This is a genomic window from Faecalibacterium sp. PGM34, assembly GCF_054456555.1.
Genome location: NZ_CM136898.1, coordinates 1 through 25,956, shown reverse-complemented (window position 1 = coordinate 25,956; position 25,956 = coordinate 1). Strand labels below are relative to the sequence as shown.

Genomic DNA, 25,956 nt, shown 5'->3' with positions numbered 1-25,956 from the left:
AACAAGGAGAAATTTAACGTGAGGACGCTGATTTTGAATAAATTTCTGCACCGAAATGGCGGCAGCGAGACGTATATATTCAAATTGGGTGAGGCACTGGAGCAGCATGGACACGAGGTTCAGTACTTCGGTATGGAACACAAAGGCCGCTGCGTTGGCAACCGAGTCAATGCTTATACAAGCGATATGGACTTCCACGGCGGCAGCAAGCTGTCGAAGCTGACCTACCCAATCAAGACGATTTACAGCAAAGAAGCAAGAGTACAGCTGAGAAAAGTTCTGGACGACTTCAAGCCCGACGTATGTCACCTGAACAACTTTAACTACCAGCTGACACCTTCCATCATTCTGGAAATCGTGAAGTGGCGGAAGGAGACCGGAAGGGATTGTAAAATCATCTTCACGGCGCATGACTACCAGCTTGTCTGTCCGAACCACATGCTGAACAATCCGAACACCCACCAGAACTGTGAGAAGTGCCTCGGCGGCCATTTCGTGAACTGCATGAAAGGCAAGTGCATCCACGGCTCCACGGCGAAGTCTGCCATCGGCATGATGGAGGCCGAGTTCTGGAAGTGGAAAGGGACTTACAAGTACATTGATACCATGATCTGCTGTTCTGAGTTCATGAAGAGCAAGATGGACAGCAATCCGCTGTTTGCGACGAAGACCGTGGCAATGCATAACTTCATCGATAAGGTGGAGTGGAAAGAGACTCCGAAGAAGGATTACGTCCTCTACTTCGGCCGCTTCTCTGAGGAGAAGGGCATTGGCACACTCATCAAGGTCTGTAAGGAGCTGCCGGATGTGCAGTTTATCTTCGCTGGTACTGGTCCGTTGGAGGAGAGCATCAAGGGTGTAAGCAACATCAAGAATGTTGGCTTCCAGAAAGGCGAAGCACTGGAAAAGCTCATCCGTGAGGCACGGTTCTCCATCTACCCGTCTGAGTGGTATGAGAACTGCCCGTTCTCTGTGATGGAATCCCAGATGTACGGCACACCGGTGCTGGGAGCTGAGATAGGTGGTATCCCGGAGCTGATTCAGGTCGGCAAGACTGGCGAGCTGTTTGAGAGCGGTAATGCCGAAGATCTGAAGAAGAAGATCGAGAAGCTCTGGGGTGATAAGAAGCTGTGTGCGGAGTACAGTGCGAACTGTAAGGACATCAGCTTCGATACCATTGATGAGTATTACGAGAAAATTATGAAAATTTATCAGGGAAAATAATTGAAATACACAGCGGTGAAGTCGCTGCAAGAGGAGAGAAAATTATGTCAAGTAATAATGAGAAGAAACTGAATGGTACAGTCATTGTGACCTACCGTTGCAATGCGCGCTGTTCTATGTGTAATCGATATAAGGCACCTTCAAAGCCGGAAGAGGAAATCTCGATCGAGACAATCAAGAAGCTGCCGAAGATGTACTTTACCAATATTACCGGCGGTGAGCCTTTCATCCGTACCGACCTGAAGGATATCGTGCGTGAACTGTACAAGAAGTCTGACCGTATCGTTATCTCTACCAACGGTTTCTTCACAGATCGTATCGTTGACCTGTGCAAGGAGTTCCCGCAGATTGGTATCCGTATTTCCATCGAGGGTCTGGAGCAGACCAACAATGAGATTCGCGGCCTTCAGAATGGTTATCAGCGTGGCTATCAGACCCTGAAAACCTTGCGGGAGATGGGCATGAAGGACGTTGGCTTTGGCATGACTGTCCAGGACAAGAATGCTCCTGACCTCGTACCGCTGTACAAGATTTCTGACGAGATGGGCATGGAGTTCGCCACGGCGTCGCTTCACAACAGCTTCTATTTCGTGGAAGCCAAGAACATCATCCATGATCGTCCGATGGTGGCCAAGAACTTTGAGGATCTGATTAACGAGTTGTTGCGGTCTAATAGTCCGAAGAAGTGGTTCCGAGCTTACTTTAATCACGGTCTGATCAACTACATCTACGGCCAGAAGCGTCTGCTGCCATGCGACATGAGTTTTGATACCTTCTTCATCGATCCGTATGGTGATGTCATGCCCTGCAATGGCACCAAAGACAAGGAAGTCATGGGCAACCTGAACACCCAGAGCTGGGATGAGCTGTGGAACAGTCCGGAGGCAGAGAAAGTACGAGCAAAGGTACGCTGCTGTGACCGCGATTGCTGGATGATCGGTAGTGTATCTCCGGCTATGCACAAGTACATTTGGAAGCCTGCTACGTGGGTTCTGGTACATAAGTTTAAGGCACTGTTCAGCAAGCATCCGTATAGCATGTACGAGAACAAGATTTGCCGGGATTACCGTGATGGTAAGGTTACCAAAGAGGAACTGGACAAGTGCAGCACATGCGATATGTGTGCTGTTGTCAATAATGGCCTGAGTGAAGCAAGCATGGAGCAGCTGAAGAATAAGACCGGTGAAGAGATTGTTGATGCCGATATTGCGCAGCAGATGGAGAAGAAGTGATGAATATTCTGTATATAGCGTATTCATGTAATCCTTTTGCCGGAAGCGAAGATAAAATTGGTTGGTGTGTTCCTTATGAAAGCTCAAAAACAAATAAAGTGTATGTAATTACAAAAGAGGAACAGCGTGAACCAGTTGAAAAATATTTGCAGAGCCATCCACTTGAAAATATAGAATTCTATTATGTCGATATCCCGAATCTTTATAAAAAAGTTTTTAAAGGATTCATGTATTCAGGAAGGCTTAATGTATGGAATAGACGTGTCTTCCCCCTTGCAAAGAAAATCTGTGAAGATAAAAAGGTGGATATCATCCATCAAATTACACCGATCGAGTTTCGTGCAATTGGTGACTATGGAAAAATAGAAAATGTCAAATTTGTATGCGGTCCACTTGGTGGCGGAGAGTCCTTACCTAAAGGGTTAAAGGACTATGCAAAGGGACATGAAATTATTGAAATTGTTCGTTCAGGAATTAATCGCTGGTATCGTTTTAAGTTAAGAATCACAGGAAAACTTAATCGTTGTGATTATATTATGTTCGCAAACAAAGAAACTCAAGAATTCCTCGTGGGGGGGGGGCAGAACTAAACTGTCCGTATGAGTTAGTCTTTGACAATGGACTGAGACCGGATGAATTAGTATGTTGGACAGAAAAGGATGAGTAAATGGGAAAATGCAACATATGTAATGCGCCAGTGACTGAAGTCGCGGTAGATATAAATGACATTAAGAATGTCTACAACGAAAAGAACAAAAATGAAGAATGTGTATTTTTGGTTGCAGGAAGAATGATATACCGAAAGGGATTAGATTTTCTTTTTGATGCATTGATTAGAATCCCACCGGAAACAAGATATCAAGTTAGGGTTGTTGGTGATGGCCCTGAGCTTGAGCATCTGCGTAAGCGTTGCAAGGATAACACAAACTTGTCTGAGCATGTGTGTTGTATGGGTTCTATTCCCTATATGGAAATGGAAAAAGAATACGCAGGCGCAAATGTCTTTATTATGCCAAGCATACGAGAAACAACAGGGACTGTTTTGCTAGAGGCGATGTCAAAAGGAATTCCGGTTATTACCATCAATAAATTCGGTGGAGCAACTCTTTTTGATGAGGACACAGGCTGGCTTTATGATGGGAATACAAAAGATGAATATATTGAAAATCTGAAAAAAGCGATTCTTGAATGTATTGCAAACCCGAATGAAGTGGTAAGGCGTGGAACGAATGCACGAAAGAAAGCAGAAAACTATACTTGGCAGGAAAAGAATAAGAAGTATCAGAGAATATACGATGATTTGCTAAAGAAGTGAGTCTTGTAGTATAGAGGAGAAGTTAACATGGTTGGAGTATGCATAAAGTACATGCATGAAAACTATGGTGGCATACTGCAAGCGTATGCAACTGTTAGTTATTTGGAAAATCAGAATATTGAGTATGAGTTGGTTCGATATACTCGAAAGAAGACTTTGACAGAAGCGTTGAAAGATGTGCCGCGTCTATTTAATGCCGTTTGGTTTAATAGCAGGTATGAGGGAATTCAGAGAAAAATTAGTCTGAAAAAACATCCGGACTATGCAAAGAATAATGAAATTCGGATGAGAGAATTTGCTGATTTTAAGAAATGGGCATTTAAAAAGTTTTCGGATGAATATATTGGATATGCTGCGTTGTGTGAAGGCGGAAAAAAGTATTCAGCAGTAATAACTGGAAGCGATCAGCTTTGGAGCCCTGCAGGATTACCGACAAATTATTATAATTTGATGTTCGTTCCAGATGACACATTGAAGATTTCAATTGCCTCCAGCTTTGGCGTGAAGGAAATTCCGTGGTATCAGAAAAAGAGAACAATACAATATCTGAATCGAATTGCGTATATCAGTATGCGAGAAAATCGAGGAAGCGAAATTGTCAAGGAACTGACTGGACGAGATGTTCCTACAATTTTAGATCCTGTTTTCTTTTTGAGTAAAGAAGAGTGGTTGGAGAGAATTCCAAATAAAAAAGAAATTGAAGAACCGTATATTTTTGCGTATTTTCTTGGAGCTACGAGAGAATATAGAACTGCTGTGCAAAAGCTGGCAAAAGATAAAAATATGAAAGTTGTTGCACTGCGACATATGGATCAATATGTAGAAGAGGATGAGAACTTTGGCGATTATGCTCCATATGATGTTAGCCCTGAAAGATTTTTGAATCTACTGAGAAATGCAGAATATGTGTGTACTGATTCGTTCCATGGAACGGCATTTTCTATTCTTAATGAGAAACAATTTGTTGTATTTAATAGATATGCTGAAAATTCCAGCTTTTCAAAAAATTCACGGATAGACACGTTGTGTGTGAATTTTGGTTTGGAAAATAGACGTTATAAAGACGGAATGAATTTGTCTGATATTGTAAAAAACGATATTGACTACACGGTTGTAAGCCAAAAATATAAGAAGCTTAAGCGAGTAACAGACAATTATCTTAGCACTGTTTTGCGTGAAATCAAGGAGCGCGCTTAAGAGGAGAAGGAATCTATGGGAATAAGCAGTGATAATCGATATGGAAATTTGGATGGGCTAAAAGTTATTGCTGCTTTTGGCATCGTTGCAATGCATGTGTCATCTAATATGGGACATCCACTTTCCTCGGAACTTGCTACTAATATTATAGGTAGTATGACACATTTTGTGAAATTATTTCTGATTTTAAGTGGATTTGGAATGTGTTGTGGATATTATGAACGATTTAAGAATGGAACAGCAAATCTTGAAAAGTTCTATGCTCGCCGTTTTGAAAAAAATCTTCCCTTTTTTGTGCTGCTTGTGTGCATTGATACATTATTTAGCATAAAAACGGTTATTTGGAGAGATGTCTTTGCTTCGCTTACATTGGCATTTAATTTGTTGCCTTCACATGACATGTCAGTGATTGGTGTTGGTTGGACGTTGGGCGTAATCTTCGTTTTCTATTTCATGTTTCCATTCTATATTTTCTTGATTTCAACAAAAAAAAGAGCATGGATAACAGCAATTATTTGCTTTGTCCTAAATTGGTGCTGTTGTAATTACTACGAATCTGTAGGTAAAGCAGATGGTGCCAACTTTTTGTTTTTATCGATTTATTTTGTAGTTGGTGGAATTGTATATCTTTATAAAGAAGATATTAAAGAAAAAGTAAGCAACATTCCAGTGCCTTGTGTGCTAATAATAACAGCTTTTATGACAGTAATATGGTATTTAATTCCAGCAGATGAATTTTCACTTTTCTTTACATTAAAAACCGTAGTTCTCTTTTCAATGTGGATGGTAATGGCAATATCGCATCCGTTGAAGTTGTTGGATAATAGTATTACAAAATTGTTGAGCCAAGTTAGTTTGGAAGTATATCTTTCTCATATGATGATATTCCGAATCGTTGAGAAAGCCAGAATTGCAGACCATATTAGCAATGGAAACGTCGCATACTTTGTTGTTCTATTTTTAACAGTGGCATTGACGATTGCTTTTGCTTTGGTTGCCAAAAGAACGATTGACATTTGCTTCAGAAAACTAAAAAGAGCGGAGATAAGACAGTGATTGAAATTACAGATAAAAGAGAGTGCTGCGGTTGTACGGCATGCTTCAATGCTTGCCCTAGTAAATGTATTTCGATGAGGCCGGATGAAGAAGGATTTTTATACCCGGTAGTTAACAAAGTTCAATGTGTAAACTGTGGGGTGTGCGAAAAAGTATGCCCAATATCAAATTATAAACCGATTGAGGGAAAAACACCTGTAGCATATGTTGTTCGCACTAAGAATCAGAACGATCTTATGCAAAGTACATCGGGTGGTTTTTCAACTCCCCTTGCGCAATGGTTCTTCAGTAAGGGCGGAAGTGTTTGGACAGCAAGTTATGACAACGACTGGAATGTCGTACATAGAGAATTTACTAAGGATGATGCCGAGTTTTCTAAAACCAGAGGATCAAAGTATGTCCAGAGTTATTTGGGAGATGTGTATACAAAAATTTTGGATGAATTGAAAGAGGAACGCTGGGTTTGTTTTATTGGAACTACCTGCCAGGTCTATGGATTGAAGCAGTTCTTGAGAAAGGATTATGAAAGATTAATAACTGTGGATTTGGTATGTCACGGAACACCATCACCCAAGCTATGGAAAAAATATATTGATTATCAAACTCAAAAGTATAACTCTCAAATAGAGGAAATCAACTTTAGAAATAAGACATATGGTTACCATAGTGGCACTATGATGCTTAAATTTGAAAATGGAAAGAAATATACAGGCAGCGCAAGAGTTGACTATATGCTTAAGAGTTTTTTCTCGGAAATTTCGTCCAGACCATCTTGCTATGATTGTAGATTTAAACAACTGAACCGAGTTAGCGATTACACAGTGTTTGACTGTTGGCATATGGGGGAACTGCTTGAAAGGGAGGATGATGACAAGGGATATACAAATCTTTTGGTTCATACAAGCAAAGGAGAAAAACTTCTAAAAGAACTTGCCCCTTACTACGATATAGTTCCTGTTGATACAGAAAAAGCAATTTTGTTCGATGGAATAATGGTTTGTAACTCTGCAACGCCACATAAAAGCAGAGAATATTTCTACGAAGATTTGGATGAACATGGCTTGGATGAGCATATTCAGAAGTATATAAAAGTTACTACTAAGGATAGGCTGCTTGAATCAATCAAGGGGATTGCATATAAATGTGGGCTAATGGAAACATTGAGAAAAATAAAGGGGTGAATGCGTATGTTTCAAATAAAAAAGCTTCGACAAATAGATCTATTCTTTCTTTTTGTCCTAATCGCATACGCATTTGATTTTGGTTATATTAAATATGCTATGGCGTGGCTTTTCTCTGGAATGTATTTTTTAGGAAGTGGACTATATCAAAGTCGTAGGTTGAGGGGAATAGGAAGAGAATATCTGCTAATTTTTAATGGTATTACAGTTCTATTTGCTATTACAGCTGTGCTTCAAATAATGAATGGATTTAATTCGTATGCAATTAATGAAGCTGTATACTATTATACTCCACTGATATTGATTATAGTGTATTCACAACTTACTAATGAAGCACAAATAGAAAGTATTTTTGACTACTTGTTTATACTATATATTGTAGTCTTTTTTAAGAATTTTGCTGGGCAGTTGACACTTGCAAACATAAGAAGCATTTCATTTGCAAATTCATACAGCCCGTTTGAGAGTGAGCTGGCCTTTGTCTTCTTGATTTTTGAGTGTTATTACCTTTACATGGGAAAAAGAAAAAATGCATTGATCTCTTTGATTTTTTGCATTTTGAGCTTCAAAAGAATCTGTATGCTTGTTGCGATAGCTATTTTTGTGCTTTCAAAATGGCTTGTGGAAAAGAAACCTGTCAGCAAAAAGGTTGTTGTTGTTGCAGTAGCCTTTTTTGTACTATTACCAATGCTCACATGTTTGATGCTGAATGATACATTTGAAGCATGGTTTTATCAAACATTTCATGTAACGTTGTATGAAGCCACTCTTAGTAGATCTGCAAGAATTGAAGCTGTGATGAATTCGGGTCAGATTAAATATGGCTTAGGTTCCGTTACAAGCTATTTGACAAAATATTTGAATGCAATGCACGGATCGAATTTTGCAAGTCGCAATATGCATAATGATCTTGTACAAATGTACCTGGAGTGCGGAATTGTTGGATCAGTAGTTTTTACATATGTTTATATGAAAGCAGCTTCAGTAAGCAGAATGTCATTTGTCCTGATGTGTTATGTATTCTTTGAGTGCTATTTCAATCATCTTTTTGGTGCAGGATGTACACATATATGGGTGTTGGTATATTTAATGATGTCGTTGGCTGGTATGACAACACAAAACAGAAAGTCAATGGAGGAAAATCAAGTTGGAAAGAATAACGGTCTTTACGCCGACATATAACAGAAGAAAATCATTACCACGAGTGTTTGAAAGTCTAAAAAAACAGACTTTTAGAGACTTTATTTGGATCATTGTTGATGATGGATCAACTGATGATACAAAAAGCCTCGTGGATAAATTCAGAGAAGAGGCGGATTTTAAGATTGTCTATATTTATCAGGAAAATGCAGGAAAGCATTCGGCAATAAACAGGGCATTGAAGGAAACAACATCTGAACTGTTTTTGATTGCCGATTCGGATGATTCTTTCAAAGAAAATGCACTAGAAGTATTTATTAACACGTGGGAATCGATTCCTCAGGAGAAGAGAAATCAGTATAAGGGAGTTATTGCTAAATGTTACAATGCTGAAGATGGTACTCCCATTGGTTCTTATCCTAAGCATATGTTTGATAGTAATGACTTGGACGCATATTTTATATACAGACTTTGTTTTGAAAAGTGGAATATAGTTCGCACAGATGTGATGAAAGAAATTCCATTTCCTGAACCAGATGAAAAGCTCAAGTTCTATCCAGAATCTGTTGTATGGTGGAGAATGGCAAGGAAATATAAAACACGTTACATTGATGAAAATATAAGGGCTTATTATCACGATCAAGAAAACTCTGTGATCAAGCAGAGCGCTGGGCGCGCCAGAGAAACAATATATTTGTGGCGGTATTATATAAACGAAGCTATGGATTATTTCTGGAAATATCCAGAAGCATTTATTAAGGCATATATTGGATATAGCAGAGATAATATTAGAATTGGTCGGAAATATAAAGAAGCCATATCTTCAATCAATGGAATATATAGGAAAGTGCTTGTTACTTGTGGATACCCAATAGGATTTGTGTTGGCAATAAGAAAGGGAATTAGTAAATGAAAAAACAGACTTCAATATGTTATGTGATACCTTACTTTGGAAAGTTGCCTGCCGGATTTAAAATGTGGCTTCTCTCATGCAGCGCAAATGATACGATTGATTGGATCTTATATACGGATGATCACACAGAATATGAGTATCCAGATAATGTGAAAGTACATTATTGTTCTTACGAAGATATTAAGAATAGAATACAAAGATGCTACGACTTCAAAGTATCAATTGAACGCCCTTGGAAACTGTGCGAATTTAAACCGGCCTATGGTGAAATTTTTGCAGATGATTTGGTGGGGTACGACTTCTGGGGGCACTGTGATATGGACTTGATATGGGGAGATATCAGAGGGTTTATTACAGAAGATATTTTATCTAAGTATGATAAGATAGGATTTCAGGGGCATTCGATATTATATAGAAACACGCCGGAAGTAAATGGCAGATACAGAATCCATGTGGATGGAATAATTGACTATAAAGAAGCATTCACAAGTCGGGATGGTCGATTTTTCGATGAGGTTGTTATGGCGGATTTATATACAGCCTTAGACATACCGCAGTATACAGAAACCAACTTTGCTCATTTGGATAGATTTACAACAAGTTTTTATTTGCTGTATTTACCTGAGGAAGATGGATATAAGAATAATAGGCAAGTATTCAGCTGGGAAAATGGAAAAATCGTAAGAAATTATTTAGATGGAACAACTGTCAAAAAAGAAGAATATATGTATATTCATCTTTTTTCGAGACCAATTTCTTTTAAAGCCAGAGCATATTCAAAAGATATCGTTTACGCCATTTATCCAGATGTGGTTAGGGAACTCGGAAAGGATAGACTAGATTACAAATTTATCAAAAAGCATGGAACCTGTAGTACGCTGCATTTCTATACAAAAATAGCGTGGTTCTATAGAAAGAAAATTACGGTCAAAAAACTGGCTTTTTATCTTAGAAAGAAAGCCAGACTGTCCGTAAAGAGAGGATTTAATTAAATGGGTCGAAAAGGGGATAAAAGCATTGCAATAAAGGTTATTGAATTAATCTTTGTGGCATTTATAGCAAAAGGGTTAGGCTTTGTCCGCGAAATGGTTTTAGCTTATTACTATGGAACTAGCTATGTGTCAGATGTTTTTGTTGCAGTCCAAAATATTCCTGCCATTATATTCACAGTATTCGGTACAGCAGTCACAACAGGATTCATCCCATTATATACAGAAATAAAGGTTAAGAAAGATAAAGAATCTGCTGACCTATTTGCAAATAATGTGTTTAATATCTTTCTTCTACTATCAGTTGTGTTAACAGTTTTAGGAGATCTTTTCTCAAAGCAACTTGTGAAATTGTTTGCAGGAGGATTTCAAGGAGAAACATTTGAGTTGTGTAACCAATACGCAAAAATCATTATGCCTACTTGTATCGCGATTATTTTGGTATATGTTTATAATGCTTATTTGCAAATTGAAGGCTATTTCAATCAAAATTCCTTAATGAATGTTCCGTATAATTTGATTCAGATTGTTTTTATCGCAATTGGATTTTATATTGGGAATGTATACATTCTTGCAGTAGGGCTACTTTTGGCATCATTTGGACAATTTGCTTATTTGAGAGTACTGATAAAGAAAAAAACAGATTTCAAGCATGAGCGCTTATTAGATTTTCAGGATAGTCATATTAGGCAAATGCTGATACTTGTTGGTCCGGTATTTATTAGTACGGGCGTAAATCAGTTGAACTCAATTGTTGATCGTTCTATGGCATCTGGTTTGATAGAAGGAAGTGTTTCTGCACTTAACTATTCAAGTGAAGTTGCAAATATGGTCACTCAGGTCGTGATATTGAGTCTGACAACAATTCTATATCCTAAAATGACTGAGCTATATGCAAAAGATAATAAGATAGAGAAGAATTCGTTTACACTTACATATATTAATGTTGTTTCATTATTAGTTCTTCCTTTGACAGCATTGATTTTTATTTTTTCAAAAGAAATTGTGCAAATCCTTTTTGGACGTGGAGCTTTTAATGAAACCACGGTTCTATTTGTGAGCAGTGCCTTAAAAATTTATGCGCTGGGTATTGTTGGATTTTCATTTAGAGATGTTTTAAATAAAGTGTTTTACTCTATGAAAGATACAAAGACTCCAATGATAAACGGAACGATTGCTGTTGCGGTAAATATCACCCTGAATATTGTACTAGTAAATAAATTAGAATATCTCGGATTGGCTCTCGCAACTTCTATTTCAGCGACTGTTTGTACAATATTACTTTTAATCCGGATGTGCAAAAAGATGGACGGCTTTGAGTATATAAGAGCAGCAAGCACATTTGTGAAGGCACTTGTGGCAATGGTTTGCATGTGTGTTGGCGTTATTGCTATTATGCCAAGAATTACTGGACTTCAAGATATAGTAAAGTGCATAATAGGCGGAACTACTGGTTGCATAATCTATGTGTTGGTTCTTATTATGTTAAAAGAAAAGCTTATAATGCACATGATTTTGACAGGTAGAAATAAATTAAAAAAGTAAAAGGTGTTTTAAAGGAGATAGTAAAATGCGTTTGAGTTTGATTTTGCCGTGCTACAATGTAGTACAGTATCTGCCAAAATGCTTAGATAGCATTTTTGAAAATGAGTGTGCTGATGTTGAAATTATCTTGGTGGATGATGGATCTTCTGATGATATCGGGGGGGGGTTAAACCAATATTTCAATAAGAATAATTGTGACCAGAATATAAAATTTGGGTATAAAAGTGCTCAAATCAAAATAATTCACACATGCAATTGTGGTGTTTCAGCAGCAAGAAATACTGGAATTGAAAATGCAACAGGAGATTACATTATATTTATCGATCCTGATGATACAGTAAAAGTTGACTATTTTTTTACAGTAAAAGAGTTTGTGGCATCAACAAATGTGGATGTTGCTATTTTGGGGTTTCATCAGATTATTGAAAGCGCAGATGGAAACATAATTGAAGAAGGGGAATTTTATCCACAAAGAGACTATAGATCTGATTCAGTTAGAGAAACAGTAACAAACATTCTGCCCAAATACTTTGGATATTCAGTTGAAGATATTTTGAAATGGGCTAAATCAACAGACGTATTAGCAAAAAGACTTGAATGGGGAGCGGTTTGGCGAAATGTGTATCGAAGAGAATTTTTAAACAAGAATCATATCCGGTTTAATCCTTCGATTCGATTGAATGAAGACAGCATGTTTAATGCAGCATGCTTTTCTCTGGCAGAAAGTGTTAGAACGTTAAATCAATGTTACTATTGCTATACAATTCGTCCAACAGGTGCATTTATGAAAAAAAGAGATGCCTGGTTAGTAGATAATAAAACCGCATTGCTTAATGAACGTAGTCGTATTGTGGGTGACTTAAAAAGAAGAGGTTATGACTTTTCTGTTAAGGATTACGCTGGATCAAACGTTATGTCTTGTTTTGAGTTGATAATTAAAATGCCTTTTTCTGTTCGGAGCGAGACAAAAAAATATATTCAAAATTCGATTGTAAAAGAATCTATAAAGAAGTTACCGTTTACGGGAAGAAAGAAAGTGGATATTCCACTTTTCATGTTGAAATGTAACCTGGGGATGTTGTTGTTATATGCTGTGAATTGTGGGAAACTATTTGGAATTCAATTCCGGTTATAATTATCCACGATCCCCCAAAATGTTGAATCAGCAGTAGTGGTAGTACCTATGCAGAGGGGAGAAAATCAATGAATAAGACAAGACAATCTAATATGGAGTTGTTACGCATCATTTCTATGATAATTATAGTTTTAAGTCACTATGTGTATCATGGAGGGTTATTAGCTGAAACACTTTCCGCGAATCAGGTTCTAGCGCAACTCCTGAAAATCGGCGGAAAACTCGGAGTGACCTGTTTTGTACTGATAAGTGCTTATTTTTTGGTTGATTCTAAGTTCAATATTAGAAGTGTAATTAAACTATTTCTAGAGACTTCCTTTTATGCAGTTCTTGTTTTGATTATTAAGTATTTTGTAAGTGGGGGGGGGTACAGCGTAACTGAGATATTCAAATCTCTTTTCGCTCCAATCTACGGATTGTACTGGTTCCCAACGGCGTATATCGGAATGTACGTTTGTTTTCCGCTGCTCAACATCATTGTGGACAAGTTGGGGAAGAATCTATTGAAAATCCAACTTCTGTTATCACTTGTGTTCGGCCTGACCAATTTCCTGTTTGTAGGTTCCGGATTCTTATACAGCGACTTTACATGGTTTCTTTATCTGTACTTCTGGGGCGCATATATCAAGCGATATAGAATTGAAAATATCGAGGCGCATTCAATTATAATCGGAGTTGGTAGTATTCTTTTGATATGGATATCTTCTGTGTTATTCTCCGTTACTGGTTACTTTTCAGGGAGCGAAGCTATTGTCAGACAGGCATATTATTTTTCTGGTATTACATCGCCTCTGATGCTTACTGCGGGTATCGGTTTATTTGTGTCTTTCAAAAACATGAACATCCCCTACAATCGGGTCATCAATTACTTTGGTTCACTAACGTTCCCTGTATATTTACTTCATGACAATCCATACTTCAGGGATACAATGTGGAAAAAGCTATTTTGTACGGAAATGTTCTTTCATACTAATTTATTGGTATTACTTGCTCATATGTGCTTGGTTGTATTAATTCTATTTTTTTCAGCTGCTATTATTGAATTTCTTAGAAGAAGAATCGAGAATGCAATATTAGAATCGAGTATATTGACGAATGGTTTTTATAAGATAAATAACATGATGAAATTTTGAAAAAAGGGTTGACAAAATGTACAGAGAAACGCATACTTTGACAGACAGACAGACAGACAGACAGACAGACAGACAGACAGACATACAGACAGACAGACAGACAGACAGACAGACAGACAGACAGACAGACAGACAGACAGACAGACAGACAGACAGACAGACAGACAGACAGACAGACAGACAGACAGACAGACAGACAGACAGACAGACAGACAGACAGACAGACAGACAGACAGACAGACAGACAGACAGACAGACAGCGTGAATCTTGGGTTGATGTACTGAAAGGAATAGGAATAATCCTTGTTGTTATCGGTCATGTTAGCCAGGCAAATGCTCTGAATACATGGGTTTACACTTTTCATATGCCGCTGTTTTTTGCTCTCTCCGGTTACCTGTGGAGCAGATCAAACAATCAGGTTACGTTTAAAGGTTTTCTCGTAAAACGTATTAGGTCCATATTATGGCCCTTTGTTCTATTTCGCATCATTCTTGTAGCATACTGGATTGTCGTGGAGTCACATTTTCGTCAATTAGATTTAGGCCCTATTTGGTTTTTGATTGTACTGTTTGTTGCTGAGATTCTAGCTTTTTTATTTCTATCAGGGAGTAGAAAGAAAAGCATTCTGTTTAACTTTGCGTTAGCTATTATGTTAGCTGTAGTTTGGTTCGCCATGAAGCAACTCTTCCCGGAGAACACAGTGTGCGCATGGTTGCTAAGATGCCTAAACGGTCTTTTGTGGTATCTTGTGGGGCATCTAGTTGGAATTATCAAATTAAAGAATAATTTCCATATTAATAGAATCTGTATATACGGCGCTCTTGTGATTCTATTCGTGTTATCTATTTGTATCTGTATGCTGAATCCAGGAGCCTCAATGTGGAGCAATGAATATGGGAATTCGTATCTTCTCTATCTGTCAGGAAGCATTGTGGGTTCAATGTTTGTTGCCTTATTTTGTAAGTGCATTATTTGTAAGAACAGCTTTTTGGAGCTGATAGGGAAGAATACGATAGTAATTTTAGCTACACATGAGCCAATCAAACGTGTCATACTTAAGCTTACTGAGATTTTATCCGGAAAAGTTGGCGTCTACATATCGATAGATTTGTTGCAGAGTAATGCATTGTGCTCCTTGGCGATTGTATTTGAGGTGTTGATTGTGGATATCATAGTGATTTATATCTTCAAATTCATCAAAGCAATGATGCCAAGTACTGTTCAAAAGAAATATCTGAGTTTTGTGAGGTGAGAACGGGAAAGCGTGTATGGAATATGTAAAACAGATTATTCAGGATATACTGACAATGCTGTATCAGTATTTGGGGATTTCCATAATATGTTCGGTGTTGATTATTCTTGTTTGGAAGCAGGCAGAAGAAAACTCATGGAAATCCATATGGGTAAGGCTTAAAACACTGCTACAAAATCAAAGATGGAGAAAGAGATTCTTTTTTGTCCTTTATATTGTATTTGTTTTACAGAGGACAATATTTAATAGAGGCCCTTGGGGTAATCCGTTAGGCAATGTTGTTGGGAATTGGTGGTTAGTACAGAATGGAAGTCCGAATTATGAGATGTTTGAAAACATCTTGCTATTTGTTCCATTGTATCCTTTCGTTAAAACTTGCGAAACTGAGCATAGAGCCAAATGGATAGAACGATGTGGCTGTTGGGACGTAATTGTTGTTCCCTTCGTATGCTCGTTTGCCATTGAAATGGTGCAGTTGTTGTTCCGGGTTGGCACGTGGCAGCTATCAGATCTCTTTTATAATACACTGGGCGGAGTCATTGGCAGTCTTATCTACTATATTGGTTATAAAATAAAGCACAGAGGAAAAATGATATGAAAAAAACAACATTACTAATCATGGCGGCCGGAATCGGCAGCCGATTTGGAACAGGAATCAAGCAGCTGGAGCCGGTTGGCTTACATAATGAAATTATCATGGATTATTCCATCCATGACGCAATCGAAGCGGGTTTCAACAAAATCATCTTTGTAATTCGCAAGAATATCGAAGCTGACTTCCGGGAGCGGATTGGCAACCGCGTGGAATCCATCTGTGAGAAACAGAATGTGGAAATTGCCTACGCATTTCAGGATTTGAACAATGTGCCGGGTGAAGTCCCGGCGGGCCGGACCAAACCTTGGGGAACCGGACAGGCAGTGCTCGCTGCAAAAGATCTGATTCATGAATCGTTTGCCGTCATCAACGCTGACGATTACTATGGTAAAGAAGCGTACCGCCAGATGCACGACTGGTTGGTGTTGGATCACGCGGATAACGCGATTGCAATGGCGGGATTTATTCTGAAGAACACCTTGTCGGATAACGGTGGAGTTACCAGAGGCGTCTGCAAAGTAGAAGAAGGTCATACACACATCGTAGATGTTGTGGAGACCAGCAATATTATCAAGACGGTTGATGGCGCAGAAACCGATGGAAGGAAACTTGATCCAGAGTCTTATGTGTCTATGAATTTCTGGGGCTTCCCTGCAAAGGAAGGTTGTACTCCTGCATATCTGGGCGTTCTGGAGCAGGGCTTCAAGGATTTCTTTGAAAATGATGTAAAGGCGAATCCTCTGAAAGCAGAGTATCTGCTGCCAACGCATATTGGTGGCCTTTTGAGAGATGGAAAATATACCGTGAAGGTTCTGGAGACAAAGGACAAGTGGTTCGGTGTTACCTATAAGGAAGACAAAGAGTCTGTCGTTCAGAGCTTTAAGAAGCTGATTGAGGATGGCGTGTATAGGGAAGAACTGTATAGCGATTTGTGAGAATAAATATATGTGTCTTGATTTCTACCAACGCTCGCTATATACTACAATTAGGCTGTGTAGGGATATAGAATCCCTGTACGGTAGTTGCTCAGTTCTTGGCACACCTCTCCGCGGTGAGCAGCAGGCAACGCAGTAATGATGTACTGTGGCTAAGAGGCAAGTGTAGAAATGTCGTTGGTTTCAGGAAACACGTGAAGTCCAACAGTATGCTTTTGATTCAACAGTGCGTTATTTATCATACTGTATCATTTTAAAGATAAGAAAATCATCCGGACATAGAATGGAGGGGATTGTGTGAAATATTCAGAACAAACATTACAGGGGTGGACTTTACCATTGTCGCAAACGGAAGAACAAAGAGCTGAAAACACAATAAAAATGATAAGAACTGCCATTGATGCAAATGACGATTTAAAATCGATGGATATTGAGGTTTTTACCCAAGGATCATATGCAAATAATACCAACGTTCGTTCTGAAAGCGACGTTGATGTATGTGTAATGCTGAAAGACACTTTTCACACTGTGTACCCAGATGGAAAAAAACGCGAGGACTATGGCTTTCTTGCTTCTGATTTGACGTTTCAGCAATATCGTAATATGGTTAAAACTGCTCTTCAGGACAAATTTAAAACGGAATATGTAAATGATGGCAATAAGTCACTTAAAATAAACGAAAACACTTATCATGTTCAGGCTGATGTTGTTCCAGCTTTTCAGTTGCGCAATTACTATTACTGGGGAAGTACTGATCGAAATAAATACATAGAGGGTACATGGTTTGTCGCAAAAACCGGGAAAGAGGTCTCAAATTATCCGAAAAGACACATTCAAAATGGTATCTCCAAGAATAATGCGACGAATAAAGAGTATAAAAAACTTGTGCGAATAATGAAACACATTAAAAATAATATGGTTGATGATCAAGCAGCAGATGGAGAAAAGATAACTTCTTTTTTGGTAGAGTGCCTTGTATACCAAATTCCAAACAACACAATATCGAATGCTTCCACATGGACTGAAACAGTGCGACAGGCATTGATTTATCTTTACAATGAGATAAAAGAGGAACGCCATAAAGAATGGTGTGAAGTTAGCGATATGCTGTATTTATTCCGCGGCAGAAAGTGGACAGATCTAGATGCCAAGCAATGGCTGTGTGATACGTGGAATTACCTGGGGTATGGAGAAGAATAAATGAGCGAAGCGGCCAAAAAATTTATGAATATGGGTATATGGTGTACCATATTACTGTTTGTATTTCGTTGCTGGATTGATTGGAGTAATTTGAGTTCGATAGTTTCCGACCATAAGATTGCAGAGTGTAGTTACTCTCTTTATGGATACGCAGGTGAAGCAATCGGAATTGCAACGATTTTTATGACAATTTTCAACAAGTGGTTATGGAAAAGTAAATTCTTTAACTGGCTTGCTGGAGGAATGCCAGTCTTGTCAAAGAGATATAAAGGTACGATTACTTTTGTCTGGGATGGAAAAGAACAGACGAGGGATTCTGAAATTGGAATAGAGCAGACATTTCTCAGTGTTACAGTAAAATTGGGCACTGTTGAAAGTTCTAGTAATTCTGTTACGGCGTCAATAGAAACAATCAATAATGAGAAGCAACTGGTTTATACTTATTTGAACACACCGAAAGCAGAACTTCAGAATAGAAGTGCTATTCATTATGGAACCGCAATGTTACGAATTGATAACCCTGACAGGATTACGGGAAATTACTATACAAGCCGTCTTTCAAGAGGGTCAATGGATTTTATAGCTGTGCCTGTGAAATAGGCTAAATAGTAATCGTTGGGATACAATCACTTGCTTTTAAGGCTTCGCTGCTATATATAATTATCAGACAACAAAAACTAATCAATGAAACGGAGTGTGTACATCTATGCCGCGTCCCAAGGGTTCCAAGAATAAAGTCAAGCCCACTACCCAACCTACTGACTTCACTACCCTCATCGCCGAGAAGTCATCCACCAAAGAAGCGCTCGTTGCCGACATCGCAACCTTAGAAGAAAACCTCGCCAGTATCAAAGCTGATCTGAAATCGAAGAAGACGGAGTTGAAGAAGCTGGATACTGAGCTGAGTAAATTGGAAGAGCAGAAGGCTGCGTTCGATGCTGCGCAAGCTGAAGAAGCGAAGAAAGCCGAGCTAGATGATCTCCCGGACTCAGAATGAGAATAATCCCATATCTTAATTCGGTAAATACCCCTACCTGAACATTGATTATCTTTATAGCTTCAAAACATATGATGGAAATGAAGCCTTATTCGGCATATTGGACTGTACAAACCGAATTGAAATTGAGAAAAATGTGCGGCATTATTACGGAAAAAAGGGCATAGAAAAATCCAAGACAGGTGAGATATCCTGCCTTGGAGTTCATAAGAGACAATCACATGGTCATTTTGTGATGTAAACAATCATGCAGCAATGCGCTATCGATTTGAGATATGGGAAGAGAAGATGCGTCGACCTCAATTGCGACTGGTGAAGGGATTTCTGCTTCAGGGGTGTTGGCTTTTTCGAGATTTTCGGTGTCTACGAGATCTTCTTTACTATGTTTTATTGCCTTGAAGGATTGAGACTTTTCTTTGTGGGTGTGCAGAATACGCCCGGATTCTTTGATGAGCTGATAGCTGATATTTTTCCATTCTGGACGAACCTGATCGAAGAGTAGTTCAATGATTTCTATGAAGTTCCCAAGGCCACCGCTTTGGCGATCGCGGCAGATGGAAACCAGTTCAGATTTGACTTTGGAGCTAAAAGATACGGCATACTTCCGCTCCAGTTGGCGTAAGTAGTCGAGTATTTCCTGCTCATCGATGCGGTCAAACTCTTCTTTTCGGAGACGGCGGAATATCTGCGGGCGATTGTGGGTGATGTTATGATCTTTTTTCCGTTCTCCCGAAATCAGATCTTTCAGAACATAAGTACCACAGATGATGATGGGGACATCTGTTTCATCGAATATCTGGCGAAGCACATCAATCTTTGAACCGTTTCCGTTGGCAAGATATTCCGCTTCATCGAATACAAAACAATAGTTGGGATCATCCTGAAGCTTTCTTTGGATGCGATCCTGCACAGTACCGTTATCGCCTACAACCCGAACGCCGATTGCGTTAGCGACAAAAACAAGAAGGCTGTTCATCGTCGTGTTTGGAGAACAACGGTAATAATAAGCAGGATGGGGATATTGTGTGCAGAAATCCAGCATAGTAACGGTTTTTCCCTCACCGGGTTCCCCTAAAACAATGACCATTTTCTTGCTGTTCACATGTTGAATAACGCCGCCGAGAACAGTATCCTGTGTAGCGGTGTACATCCTTGGCAATATGGATTCTCTCATGATCAATCGCCTCCTCTGTTCTGTTTTTTGGATTCCCGGAGCTTTTTACCCAGTTCCCGATAGGACTGCGTAATTTTTCCCTGCTTTTTGTGAGAACCCTCCAAGTTCATCAGATTCCTGGAATACTCCTCTGCCTTTTCTTTTAGCGCTTCTGGAATAGACGTGTCATCAATTGCGTCTTTTGAATCCCTTTCTGTATCGATTGCCTGTCCATAGCGAATATTGTCCACGGGGGGAACATGACAGACCTGATCGGCAATGTCCGTTTGAAGCACGATGGAATGCAGCTGCTCCAGCTTGTCAGAATAAAAGCGGTGCTGCGCTTGCTGCTGCCGAATGTGATGGATGATCTTATATCGGTTTTGCTCTACCACATTCAGTTTCTCCACCAAATGAGCCTCGCCGATGTATTTGTGATCATAAACCACAGAAATATTACGGTTAAATGGAGTGTCGAAAGCGAATATCCGATACTTTGTGCTCTTTTTGCGTTCAATAAGCGGTGCCAATTCGGAACACCAATAGAAACGATTGTTGCCGTATTGGATTCCTTTGGTGCGAATGACCCGCTCGGCGGTTACACTCTTCAGAACGCTGAGTGTCCGCCAGGTTGGCACATAAGAACTGGCCTTTGGAAGCTTCTGATAAAGTGAATTCGGAGATTCTTTTGTGACAGCAAAATCGTTGTATTTGGGATAAATAACATCAGCAAAATAGTCGGCGAATTGCTCAAACGTGTAGAGCTCATTGGACTTGATTTGCTGTGCCAGTATAAAAGGGCGTTCATTTGGACTGGAACCGCAGTAACCAGGCAGCGGGCGAATCCATTCTCTGTCAATCGTGTTCCAGATGGACTCAATCGTTTTACTACGGGCTCGATGACTCAAGGCGTGAATGACTTTAATTCCAAACCATTCCAAAATTCCAGATTCGCCAAATTCTTTGTTCAGAAACAGCGGCTCGGATTCTGAGTTAGGCAGCCCCTTCATCTTGTTGGAACGATAATCGCGGCCGTTATCGATGTAAAAGTAATCGCAGATGCCGGAATAGGGTGTGTCAACGGTGAAGGCGCAGGCTCTGGCGAAGCACTCAGCAATACAGTCTGAGTTTGGTCTTAGGCTGAGGACATAGGATACCATTACATCGCTGGCATCATCAATGATTGCGGTAATCCAGGGGCGCTGCACCTCCCATGAACCGTCGGGCCGTTGTCTGGTACGGACCTCCAAGTCAATGATTTTGTGGTCGGAGAACCACACGCGGTTCACAACTTTAGACTTTTCTCTGGCTGGAGCGTAATGATAGAGCGCAGCCCAGGCTCTTACGCCTGCCCAAGCAAGGACATCCTGCTGTTCCGGTATTCTTCGGATGATGGTGCCAACGGTATCATCGCAATTGGGTTTGACCATAAATTCAGATTTGCGTGCACAGGTTGCGATTGGGATAGAGTCCCCTTTTTTGTGAGGCCCATTTTTTACATCAGGGTGATAAGGGCAGGTTTTGCATGGAAATGGTTTCGAATCACGAATGTCTCTGAAGATTTTTGCTGCAGAGATTTTTCCGGGTTTTTCATGGAGAAAGATGATCAGATCGCGGCAGTATAGACAGCAGGTTCGATAACGGTCTTTGGTATCTTCTGCAGAAGCAGAGTGAGACAAGGCCCTGTAAAGCGGTGTACTATTCATGTAAAGAGCTCTCCTTCTGGCTAAGGTGCTGTAAGAAATATGGTATTCAGACGCAAGTTCACGCAGATGCGCGGTGACTGTGCCGGAAGAGGCGAATGCCTGAGAGATTGTGTATGCCCTGCGCATCATCTGCATTTCACGAAACAGTGATTGAACATCGGGGGAGAATAGCGGCTTTGTAGAATAATCTCTGACAGCATCAAGAAATGAAAAATCGATCACTCGATCCCGGAGCAGATATTCCGATACGTAAATATCTTGTATGCTCCTTGGAATGTCATTCAGCGGAACACAATCATCCTGAATAATCTTACGGTAAAGCTTTTGCAGTTTTCTAGGAGATTGTTTTGTGATTTCAGCCAGAACGGAAACAGGAATCCAGCGATAGATTGTGTTTTGCATTTTTATAACCTTTGTCGATTGCGTAATGTGGACATACCAATAATATCTTGCGTTGTTTCAAATGTCAATAGGGGGACGTGGGAATGGGAGAAAAAATCCATGCGCTTAGATTATATCTGGGCCTTTCACTCCAAGCCTTTGGAGAATCGCTTGGATATACGGGAAGGCATATCAGCCGATTTGAGAAAAACGTTGTGGAGCCGGATGAGCGAGTGATTCAGAGAATCTGCGAGGTGTTTCATGTTGAGCCGTCTTATTTCACAGGTGCACTGAGCGTGGAACAGTCCGTTCGGAAAAATGATGACAGTCTTACAGGCGCAGCGGCACAACGGCTGACAAGCGCAAGACTGGAGAAGGGACTGAGCATGTGGGAGCTGTCCAGAAGATCAGGTATCTCGCAACCGCAGATCAGTTTGCTGGAAAGCGGAAAATACCAGTTGAAAAGAAAAGCCGGAGAGAAGCTTGCCGAAGCTCTCGATGTGGGAGTAGATTGGCTGATTACCGGTGATGAAGGAAAAAAGCGGTATCCGGCAGACAAGAAGTTGATTGAATGGCTGTGGGAGCACCCGGAAGTAAGAGAAGAACTGTGGAAGAAAATGGACGAAGAAGAATAGAGCACAGCTGACAACGGTAAACGAGATGATGAAAGCGTTCTGCCTCCCGAGTAATAGTATGAAAGTGGTTGAAAAAATGACGTGTGAAATTCTCAAGTTGAATGCGGCAGATCAGTGCTGAAGAAATTATTAGCCAGTGGCATGAGCGCAGATGAGATGTAAGCGGTCAATAATCACCCATCAAGGGCAAAAGAAAAAGCACCTCGGACAGGAGGTGCAGAAAATCAGGTAAGATGGCAATACTGCGGGATGGACTCAGACCACGGAAAAAGAGGTTTGAGCTGTTCCATTGCAGGCATTTCACCAAGTTTAGGAAGCTCCTGCAGCAGAAACAGCGTAAGCGGTCAATAATCACCCATCAAGGGCAAAAGAAAAAGCACCTCGGACAGGAGGTGCAGAAAATCAGGTAAGATGGCAATACTGCGGGATGGACTCAGACCACGGAAAAAGAGGTTTGAGCTGTTCCATTGCAGGCATTTCACCAAGTTTAGGAAGCTCCTGCAGCAGAAACAGCAGATACCCAAAAGGATCAAGACCATTTCGCCTTGCCGTTTCGATCATACTGAAGCACAGCGCACTTGCATCTGCACCCTTCGAGGTGTCACAAAACAGGAAGTTCCTTCGGGACATAACGAAAGGCTTCACGGTCCGCTCTGCAAGATTGTTGGTAAGCGTCAGACGGCCATCCAGCAGAACACTTTCCAGGGCTTCCCTCTGGTTCAATGAATAAGTCTGTGCCTTGCCAAGATTTGAATTTTTGTCAGATTCAAAGCTGTTCAGAAACTCCCAATACTCATCCATAACAGGTTTCAGTTCTGCCAGGCGATGTGACTTTCGGTCATCCGGCGGCAGATCCTTCCACGACGAATCCAGCGCAAAGATTTTCTCAACGTACTCAAACGCTTTTTGAGATTTGCTGCCCTCCACAGGCTTGTTATCCACGAAGCAGTCCACCCATTTACGCCGCGCATGCGCCCAGCAGCCAATATGAGTTACATTTTCTACCGCATTGTAACCCGAGTAGCCGTCGGTCTGCAGATAGCCTGAGAAGCCCTTGAGCATCTCTTTTGCTACCTGGCCCTTACGGCTGGGTTTGTACTGGTAAAGCGCAATGTTCTTTTCCGGTGAGCAGAACACCCACATCTTCGACATCTGTTTCGATTCGCGGCCATCCTCTTTCAGAACGTGGCAGTCCGTCTCGTCTGCATTGACAATGCCACTCTGGAGAAGTTCATCCCGGAAGGCATCCCATAAAGGGGCAAACCACCGGGAACTTCGAATGACCCAGTTTGCCATTGTGTTCCGTCGCAGGTCAACACCCTGGCTCTTCCAATATTCTTCCTGTCGGTAGAGAGGTACGCCTTTCTGGAACTTTTCCTGCATAACATAAGCGACTGTGGAAGCAGCAGCCATGCTTTTCTTCATGACCGGAACCGGGGCTTTCGCCTGCTCAATGTAGCATTCACCCGTTTCCTGCTCACAGTGAGCACACTTGTAGGTTGCTGTATAATAATCAATCACAGAGAGTTTTGCGGGGATAATGGTAAGCTCAGAGCGAATGTATTTTTCACCGATCCGAACCATCTCAGTGCCGCACCGGGCGCAGATCCGCTCATTCTCTGGCAGCTCGCATAAGACCTTCTGGTGTTCCAGGCCCTCGGTGAGCTCAGCCTTGGTACGCTTTGCTTTGCGTGAATGGGCTGCTACCGGAACAGTTTTCCCCGGCTCGGGAGCTGCGGCATCACAGCAGACTTCCGCTTCATTGAAAAAATCCAACTGCTTGCAGTCGACGTATTCGATCTTCTCGCTGGATTGCCCGAACATACGCTTGCGCAGGCAAACGAGCTGCTCGTTCAGAGACTGCAGCCGGACAAGCGCATCCTTCTGGGCGCGGTTTTCTTCTTCCAGCTTCTGGTTCTTCGCTTCAAGAGCGCGAATGTAGGCGGCAATCTCCGGGGTCAGAGTGCTCAAATCAATCTCCGTCATATTCTTTGCCGCCTTTCTTCTGCATTCTTCACAAGAAGATTATACAGGAGAAAAGAGCAGATTTCCAGCAAAATGAGGGAGATTGCCACGGAGAAAATTACGGTCAAAAAGGCGGTTCGTTTGGTCAGAATATTACGCGAAAAACGCAAGCACTGTTGAAAACTACACATAGAATTTTGGCTTGCCTGGACGGATCGCTTTGGGCTGCTCGATGCTCAGGCCCTGCATGAGCCAAGTGAACTGTTCCCATGTCAGCTCTTTGACTTCTTTTTCATTCCGGGGCCACTGGTATCTGCCGTTGTCCAGTACCTTATACAGAAGAACAAATCCATCCGGTTCCCAAAGCAGTGCCTTTATGCGGTCACACTTCTTGCCACAGAACAGAAACAGGCCGCTTTCATATGGATCCATTTTGAAATTCTGCATCACATAGGGCACCAGGCTTCGTATTCCTTTTCGCATATCTGTGTAGCCTGTAACGATGTACACATTCTTCGCCTGTCGGATATCCCCCAGCATCAGGAAAGACCTTTTATGATTTCCAGGATGTATGCGGCAGACACTGAATTCGGCAAAGAGATCGACAGTTCTCCTTTCCGGATCTCGACCTCCTGCCGGGATGAACGATCTGGAATACGAGTGCCAGATGCCGGTGGAGCAATTTTCACTGGTACGATCGCCTGCTGTTCCATGACCTGCTCTGCCACCTCATCCCGTAGCAAAGCCTGCCAACGCATGAATGTGGAATACTTGATTCCTTTTTCGGAACACCACTCGCGCTTGTTCTTTCCGCTGTGCGCACACTCTTTGATCAGATTCAGATACTGCTGCTTTTTCAGGCTATGATATTCACCGGCCATAGTTCACGCTCCATCCTTTGAGACTTTTTAGACTTCTGATACGTCTCGTTCGATATCTGAAACTTCCGAGACTTTTGCGTCTTTTAATAGTTCCTTGCTATTTGCCTTGGACTTTTTGGATTTCTGAGACTTCTTAGAGTCTATTATCTCATAAAGTGGAGTTGATTATAATACGGATGAAGATTGACCGCTTAC

24 protein-coding genes and 1 pseudogene are annotated in these 25,956 nt (G+C 40.8%); 20 read left to right on the top strand and 5 right to left on the bottom strand.

Annotated features, from left to right (window positions below):
- Positions 1-18 precede the first annotated feature (18 nt).
- From ACXPUX_RS00125 to ACXPUX_RS00035, 19 genes and pseudogenes are all read left to right on the top strand, one after another.
- Complete coding sequence (locus ACXPUX_RS00125; RefSeq protein ID WP_458829099.1) at positions 19-1,224, top strand: glycosyltransferase; 1,206 nt, start codon at positions 19-21, stop codon at positions 1,222-1,224.
- A 44-nt stretch (positions 1,225-1,268) separates the two neighbouring features.
- Positions 1,269-2,456, top strand: a complete 1,188-nt coding sequence (locus ACXPUX_RS00120) for a radical SAM protein (protein WP_458829097.1) — start codon at positions 1,269-1,271, stop codon at positions 2,454-2,456.
- Entirely contained in the window at positions 2,456-3,046 is a 591-nt protein-coding gene (locus tag ACXPUX_RS00115) for a hypothetical protein (protein WP_458829096.1), read from the top strand. Before ACXPUX_RS00120 ends, ACXPUX_RS00115 begins: the two co-directional genes overlap by 1 nt.
- 77 nt (positions 3,047-3,123) lie before the next feature.
- Complete coding sequence (locus ACXPUX_RS00110; RefSeq protein WP_458829094.1) at positions 3,124-3,771, top strand: glycosyltransferase; 648 nt, start codon at positions 3,124-3,126, stop codon at positions 3,769-3,771.
- 27 nt (positions 3,772-3,798) lie between these two features.
- The gene (locus ACXPUX_RS00105; RefSeq protein WP_458829091.1) at positions 3,799-4,968 is read left to right on the top strand and encodes a polysaccharide pyruvyl transferase family protein; all 1,170 of its coding nucleotides are present in this window, start codon (positions 3,799-3,801) and stop codon (positions 4,966-4,968) included.
- 15 nt (positions 4,969-4,983) lie between these two features.
- Positions 4,984-6,024 carry an acyltransferase family protein gene (locus tag ACXPUX_RS00100; protein WP_458829090.1) on the top strand — a complete coding sequence of 347 codons (1,041 nt, stop codon included), beginning with the start codon at positions 4,984-4,986 and terminating at the stop codon, positions 6,022-6,024.
- Positions 6,021-7,205, top strand: coding sequence for a Coenzyme F420 hydrogenase/dehydrogenase, beta subunit C-terminal domain (locus ACXPUX_RS00095; protein WP_458829088.1), 1,185 nt, complete (start codon positions 6,021-6,023; stop codon positions 7,203-7,205). Before ACXPUX_RS00100 ends, ACXPUX_RS00095 begins: the two co-directional genes overlap by 4 nt.
- A 6-nt stretch (positions 7,206-7,211) precedes the next feature.
- Entirely contained in the window at positions 7,212-8,387 is a 1,176-nt protein-coding gene (locus tag ACXPUX_RS00090; RefSeq protein WP_458829086.1) for an O-antigen ligase family protein, read from the top strand.
- Positions 8,353-9,258, top strand: a complete 906-nt coding sequence (locus tag ACXPUX_RS00085; RefSeq protein ID WP_458829084.1) for a glycosyltransferase family 2 protein — start codon at positions 8,353-8,355, stop codon at positions 9,256-9,258. Before ACXPUX_RS00090 ends, ACXPUX_RS00085 begins: the two co-directional genes overlap by 35 nt.
- Positions 9,255-10,250 carry a DUF6625 family protein gene (locus ACXPUX_RS00080; protein WP_458829083.1) on the top strand — a complete coding sequence of 332 codons (996 nt, stop codon included), beginning with the start codon at positions 9,255-9,257 and terminating at the stop codon, positions 10,248-10,250. Before ACXPUX_RS00085 ends, ACXPUX_RS00080 begins: the two co-directional genes overlap by 4 nt.
- Complete coding sequence (murJ, locus tag ACXPUX_RS00075; RefSeq protein ID WP_458829081.1) at positions 10,251-11,792, top strand: murein biosynthesis integral membrane protein MurJ; 1,542 nt, start codon at positions 10,251-10,253, stop codon at positions 11,790-11,792.
- 25 nt (positions 11,793-11,817) lie between these two features.
- Positions 11,818-12,927: a glycosyltransferase gene (locus ACXPUX_RS00070; protein WP_458829079.1), complete on the top strand. Its 1,110-nt coding sequence runs from the start codon at positions 11,818-11,820 to the stop codon at positions 12,925-12,927.
- 68 nt (positions 12,928-12,995) lie between these two features.
- Positions 12,996-14,060: an acyltransferase family protein gene (locus ACXPUX_RS00065; RefSeq protein WP_458829077.1), complete on the top strand. Its 1,065-nt coding sequence runs from the start codon at positions 12,996-12,998 to the stop codon at positions 14,058-14,060.
- 278 nt (positions 14,061-14,338) lie between these two features.
- Positions 14,339-15,313, top strand: a pseudogene (locus ACXPUX_RS00060) (acyltransferase family protein); the annotation flags it as partial.
- A 16-nt stretch (positions 15,314-15,329) separates the two neighbouring features.
- Complete coding sequence (locus tag ACXPUX_RS00055; protein WP_458829075.1) at positions 15,330-15,911, top strand: VanZ family protein; 582 nt, start codon at positions 15,330-15,332, stop codon at positions 15,909-15,911.
- The gene (locus ACXPUX_RS00050) at positions 15,908-16,843 is read left to right on the top strand and encodes a sugar phosphate nucleotidyltransferase (RefSeq protein ID WP_458829073.1); all 936 of its coding nucleotides are present in this window, start codon (positions 15,908-15,910) and stop codon (positions 16,841-16,843) included. Before ACXPUX_RS00055 ends, ACXPUX_RS00050 begins: the two co-directional genes overlap by 4 nt.
- Before the next feature lie 297 nt (positions 16,844-17,140).
- A complete protein-coding gene (locus ACXPUX_RS00045; protein WP_458829071.1) occupies positions 17,141-18,043 on the top strand; it encodes a nucleotidyltransferase domain-containing protein in 903 nt (300 codons plus the stop codon).
- On the top strand, positions 18,044-18,643 hold the full coding sequence (locus tag ACXPUX_RS00040) for a Cap15 family cyclic dinucleotide receptor domain-containing protein (RefSeq protein ID WP_458829069.1): 600 nt from the start codon (positions 18,044-18,046) through the stop codon (positions 18,641-18,643).
- A 106-nt stretch (positions 18,644-18,749) separates the two neighbouring features.
- Positions 18,750-19,040, top strand: a complete 291-nt coding sequence (locus ACXPUX_RS00035; RefSeq protein ID WP_458829067.1) for a hypothetical protein — start codon at positions 18,750-18,752, stop codon at positions 19,038-19,040.
- A gap of 217 nt (positions 19,041-19,257) precedes the next feature.
- On the opposite strand, the gene ACXPUX_RS00030 is transcribed toward ACXPUX_RS00035, so the two are convergent.
- Positions 19,258-20,214 carry an AAA family ATPase gene (locus tag ACXPUX_RS00030; RefSeq protein WP_458829065.1) on the bottom strand — a complete coding sequence of 319 codons (957 nt, stop codon included), beginning with the start codon at positions 20,212-20,214 and terminating at the stop codon, positions 19,258-19,260.
- Positions 20,215-20,216: 2 nt separating this feature from the next.
- Positions 20,217-22,301: a hypothetical protein gene (locus tag ACXPUX_RS00025; protein WP_458829063.1), complete on the bottom strand. Its 2,085-nt coding sequence runs from the start codon at positions 22,299-22,301 to the stop codon at positions 20,217-20,219.
- A gap of 83 nt (positions 22,302-22,384) precedes the next feature.
- Between ACXPUX_RS00025 and ACXPUX_RS00020 the strand changes: the two genes are divergently transcribed.
- Complete coding sequence (locus tag ACXPUX_RS00020; protein ID WP_442249210.1) at positions 22,385-22,915, top strand: helix-turn-helix domain-containing protein; 531 nt, start codon at positions 22,385-22,387, stop codon at positions 22,913-22,915.
- A gap of 402 nt (positions 22,916-23,317) precedes the next feature.
- Here ACXPUX_RS00020 and tnpC read toward each other — a convergent pair whose 3' ends face one another.
- The 3 genes from tnpC to tnpA all read right to left on the bottom strand — a co-directional run bounded on the left by tnpC (position 23,318) and on the right by tnpA (position 25,761).
- On the bottom strand, positions 23,318-24,901 hold the full coding sequence (gene tnpC, locus ACXPUX_RS00015; protein ID WP_458828701.1) for an IS66 family transposase: 1,584 nt from the start codon (positions 24,899-24,901) through the stop codon (positions 23,318-23,320).
- A gap of 162 nt (positions 24,902-25,063) precedes the next feature.
- Positions 25,064-25,420, bottom strand: coding sequence for an IS66 family insertion sequence element accessory protein TnpB (tnpB, locus tag ACXPUX_RS00010; RefSeq protein ID WP_441915331.1), 357 nt, complete (start codon positions 25,418-25,420; stop codon positions 25,064-25,066).
- On the bottom strand, positions 25,420-25,761 hold the full coding sequence (gene tnpA, locus ACXPUX_RS00005) for an IS66 family insertion sequence element accessory protein TnpA (RefSeq protein ID WP_441915329.1): 342 nt from the start codon (positions 25,759-25,761) through the stop codon (positions 25,420-25,422). The genes tnpB and tnpA overlap by 1 nt, the downstream gene beginning before the upstream one ends.
- Between the last annotated feature and the right edge of the window lie 195 nt (positions 25,762-25,956).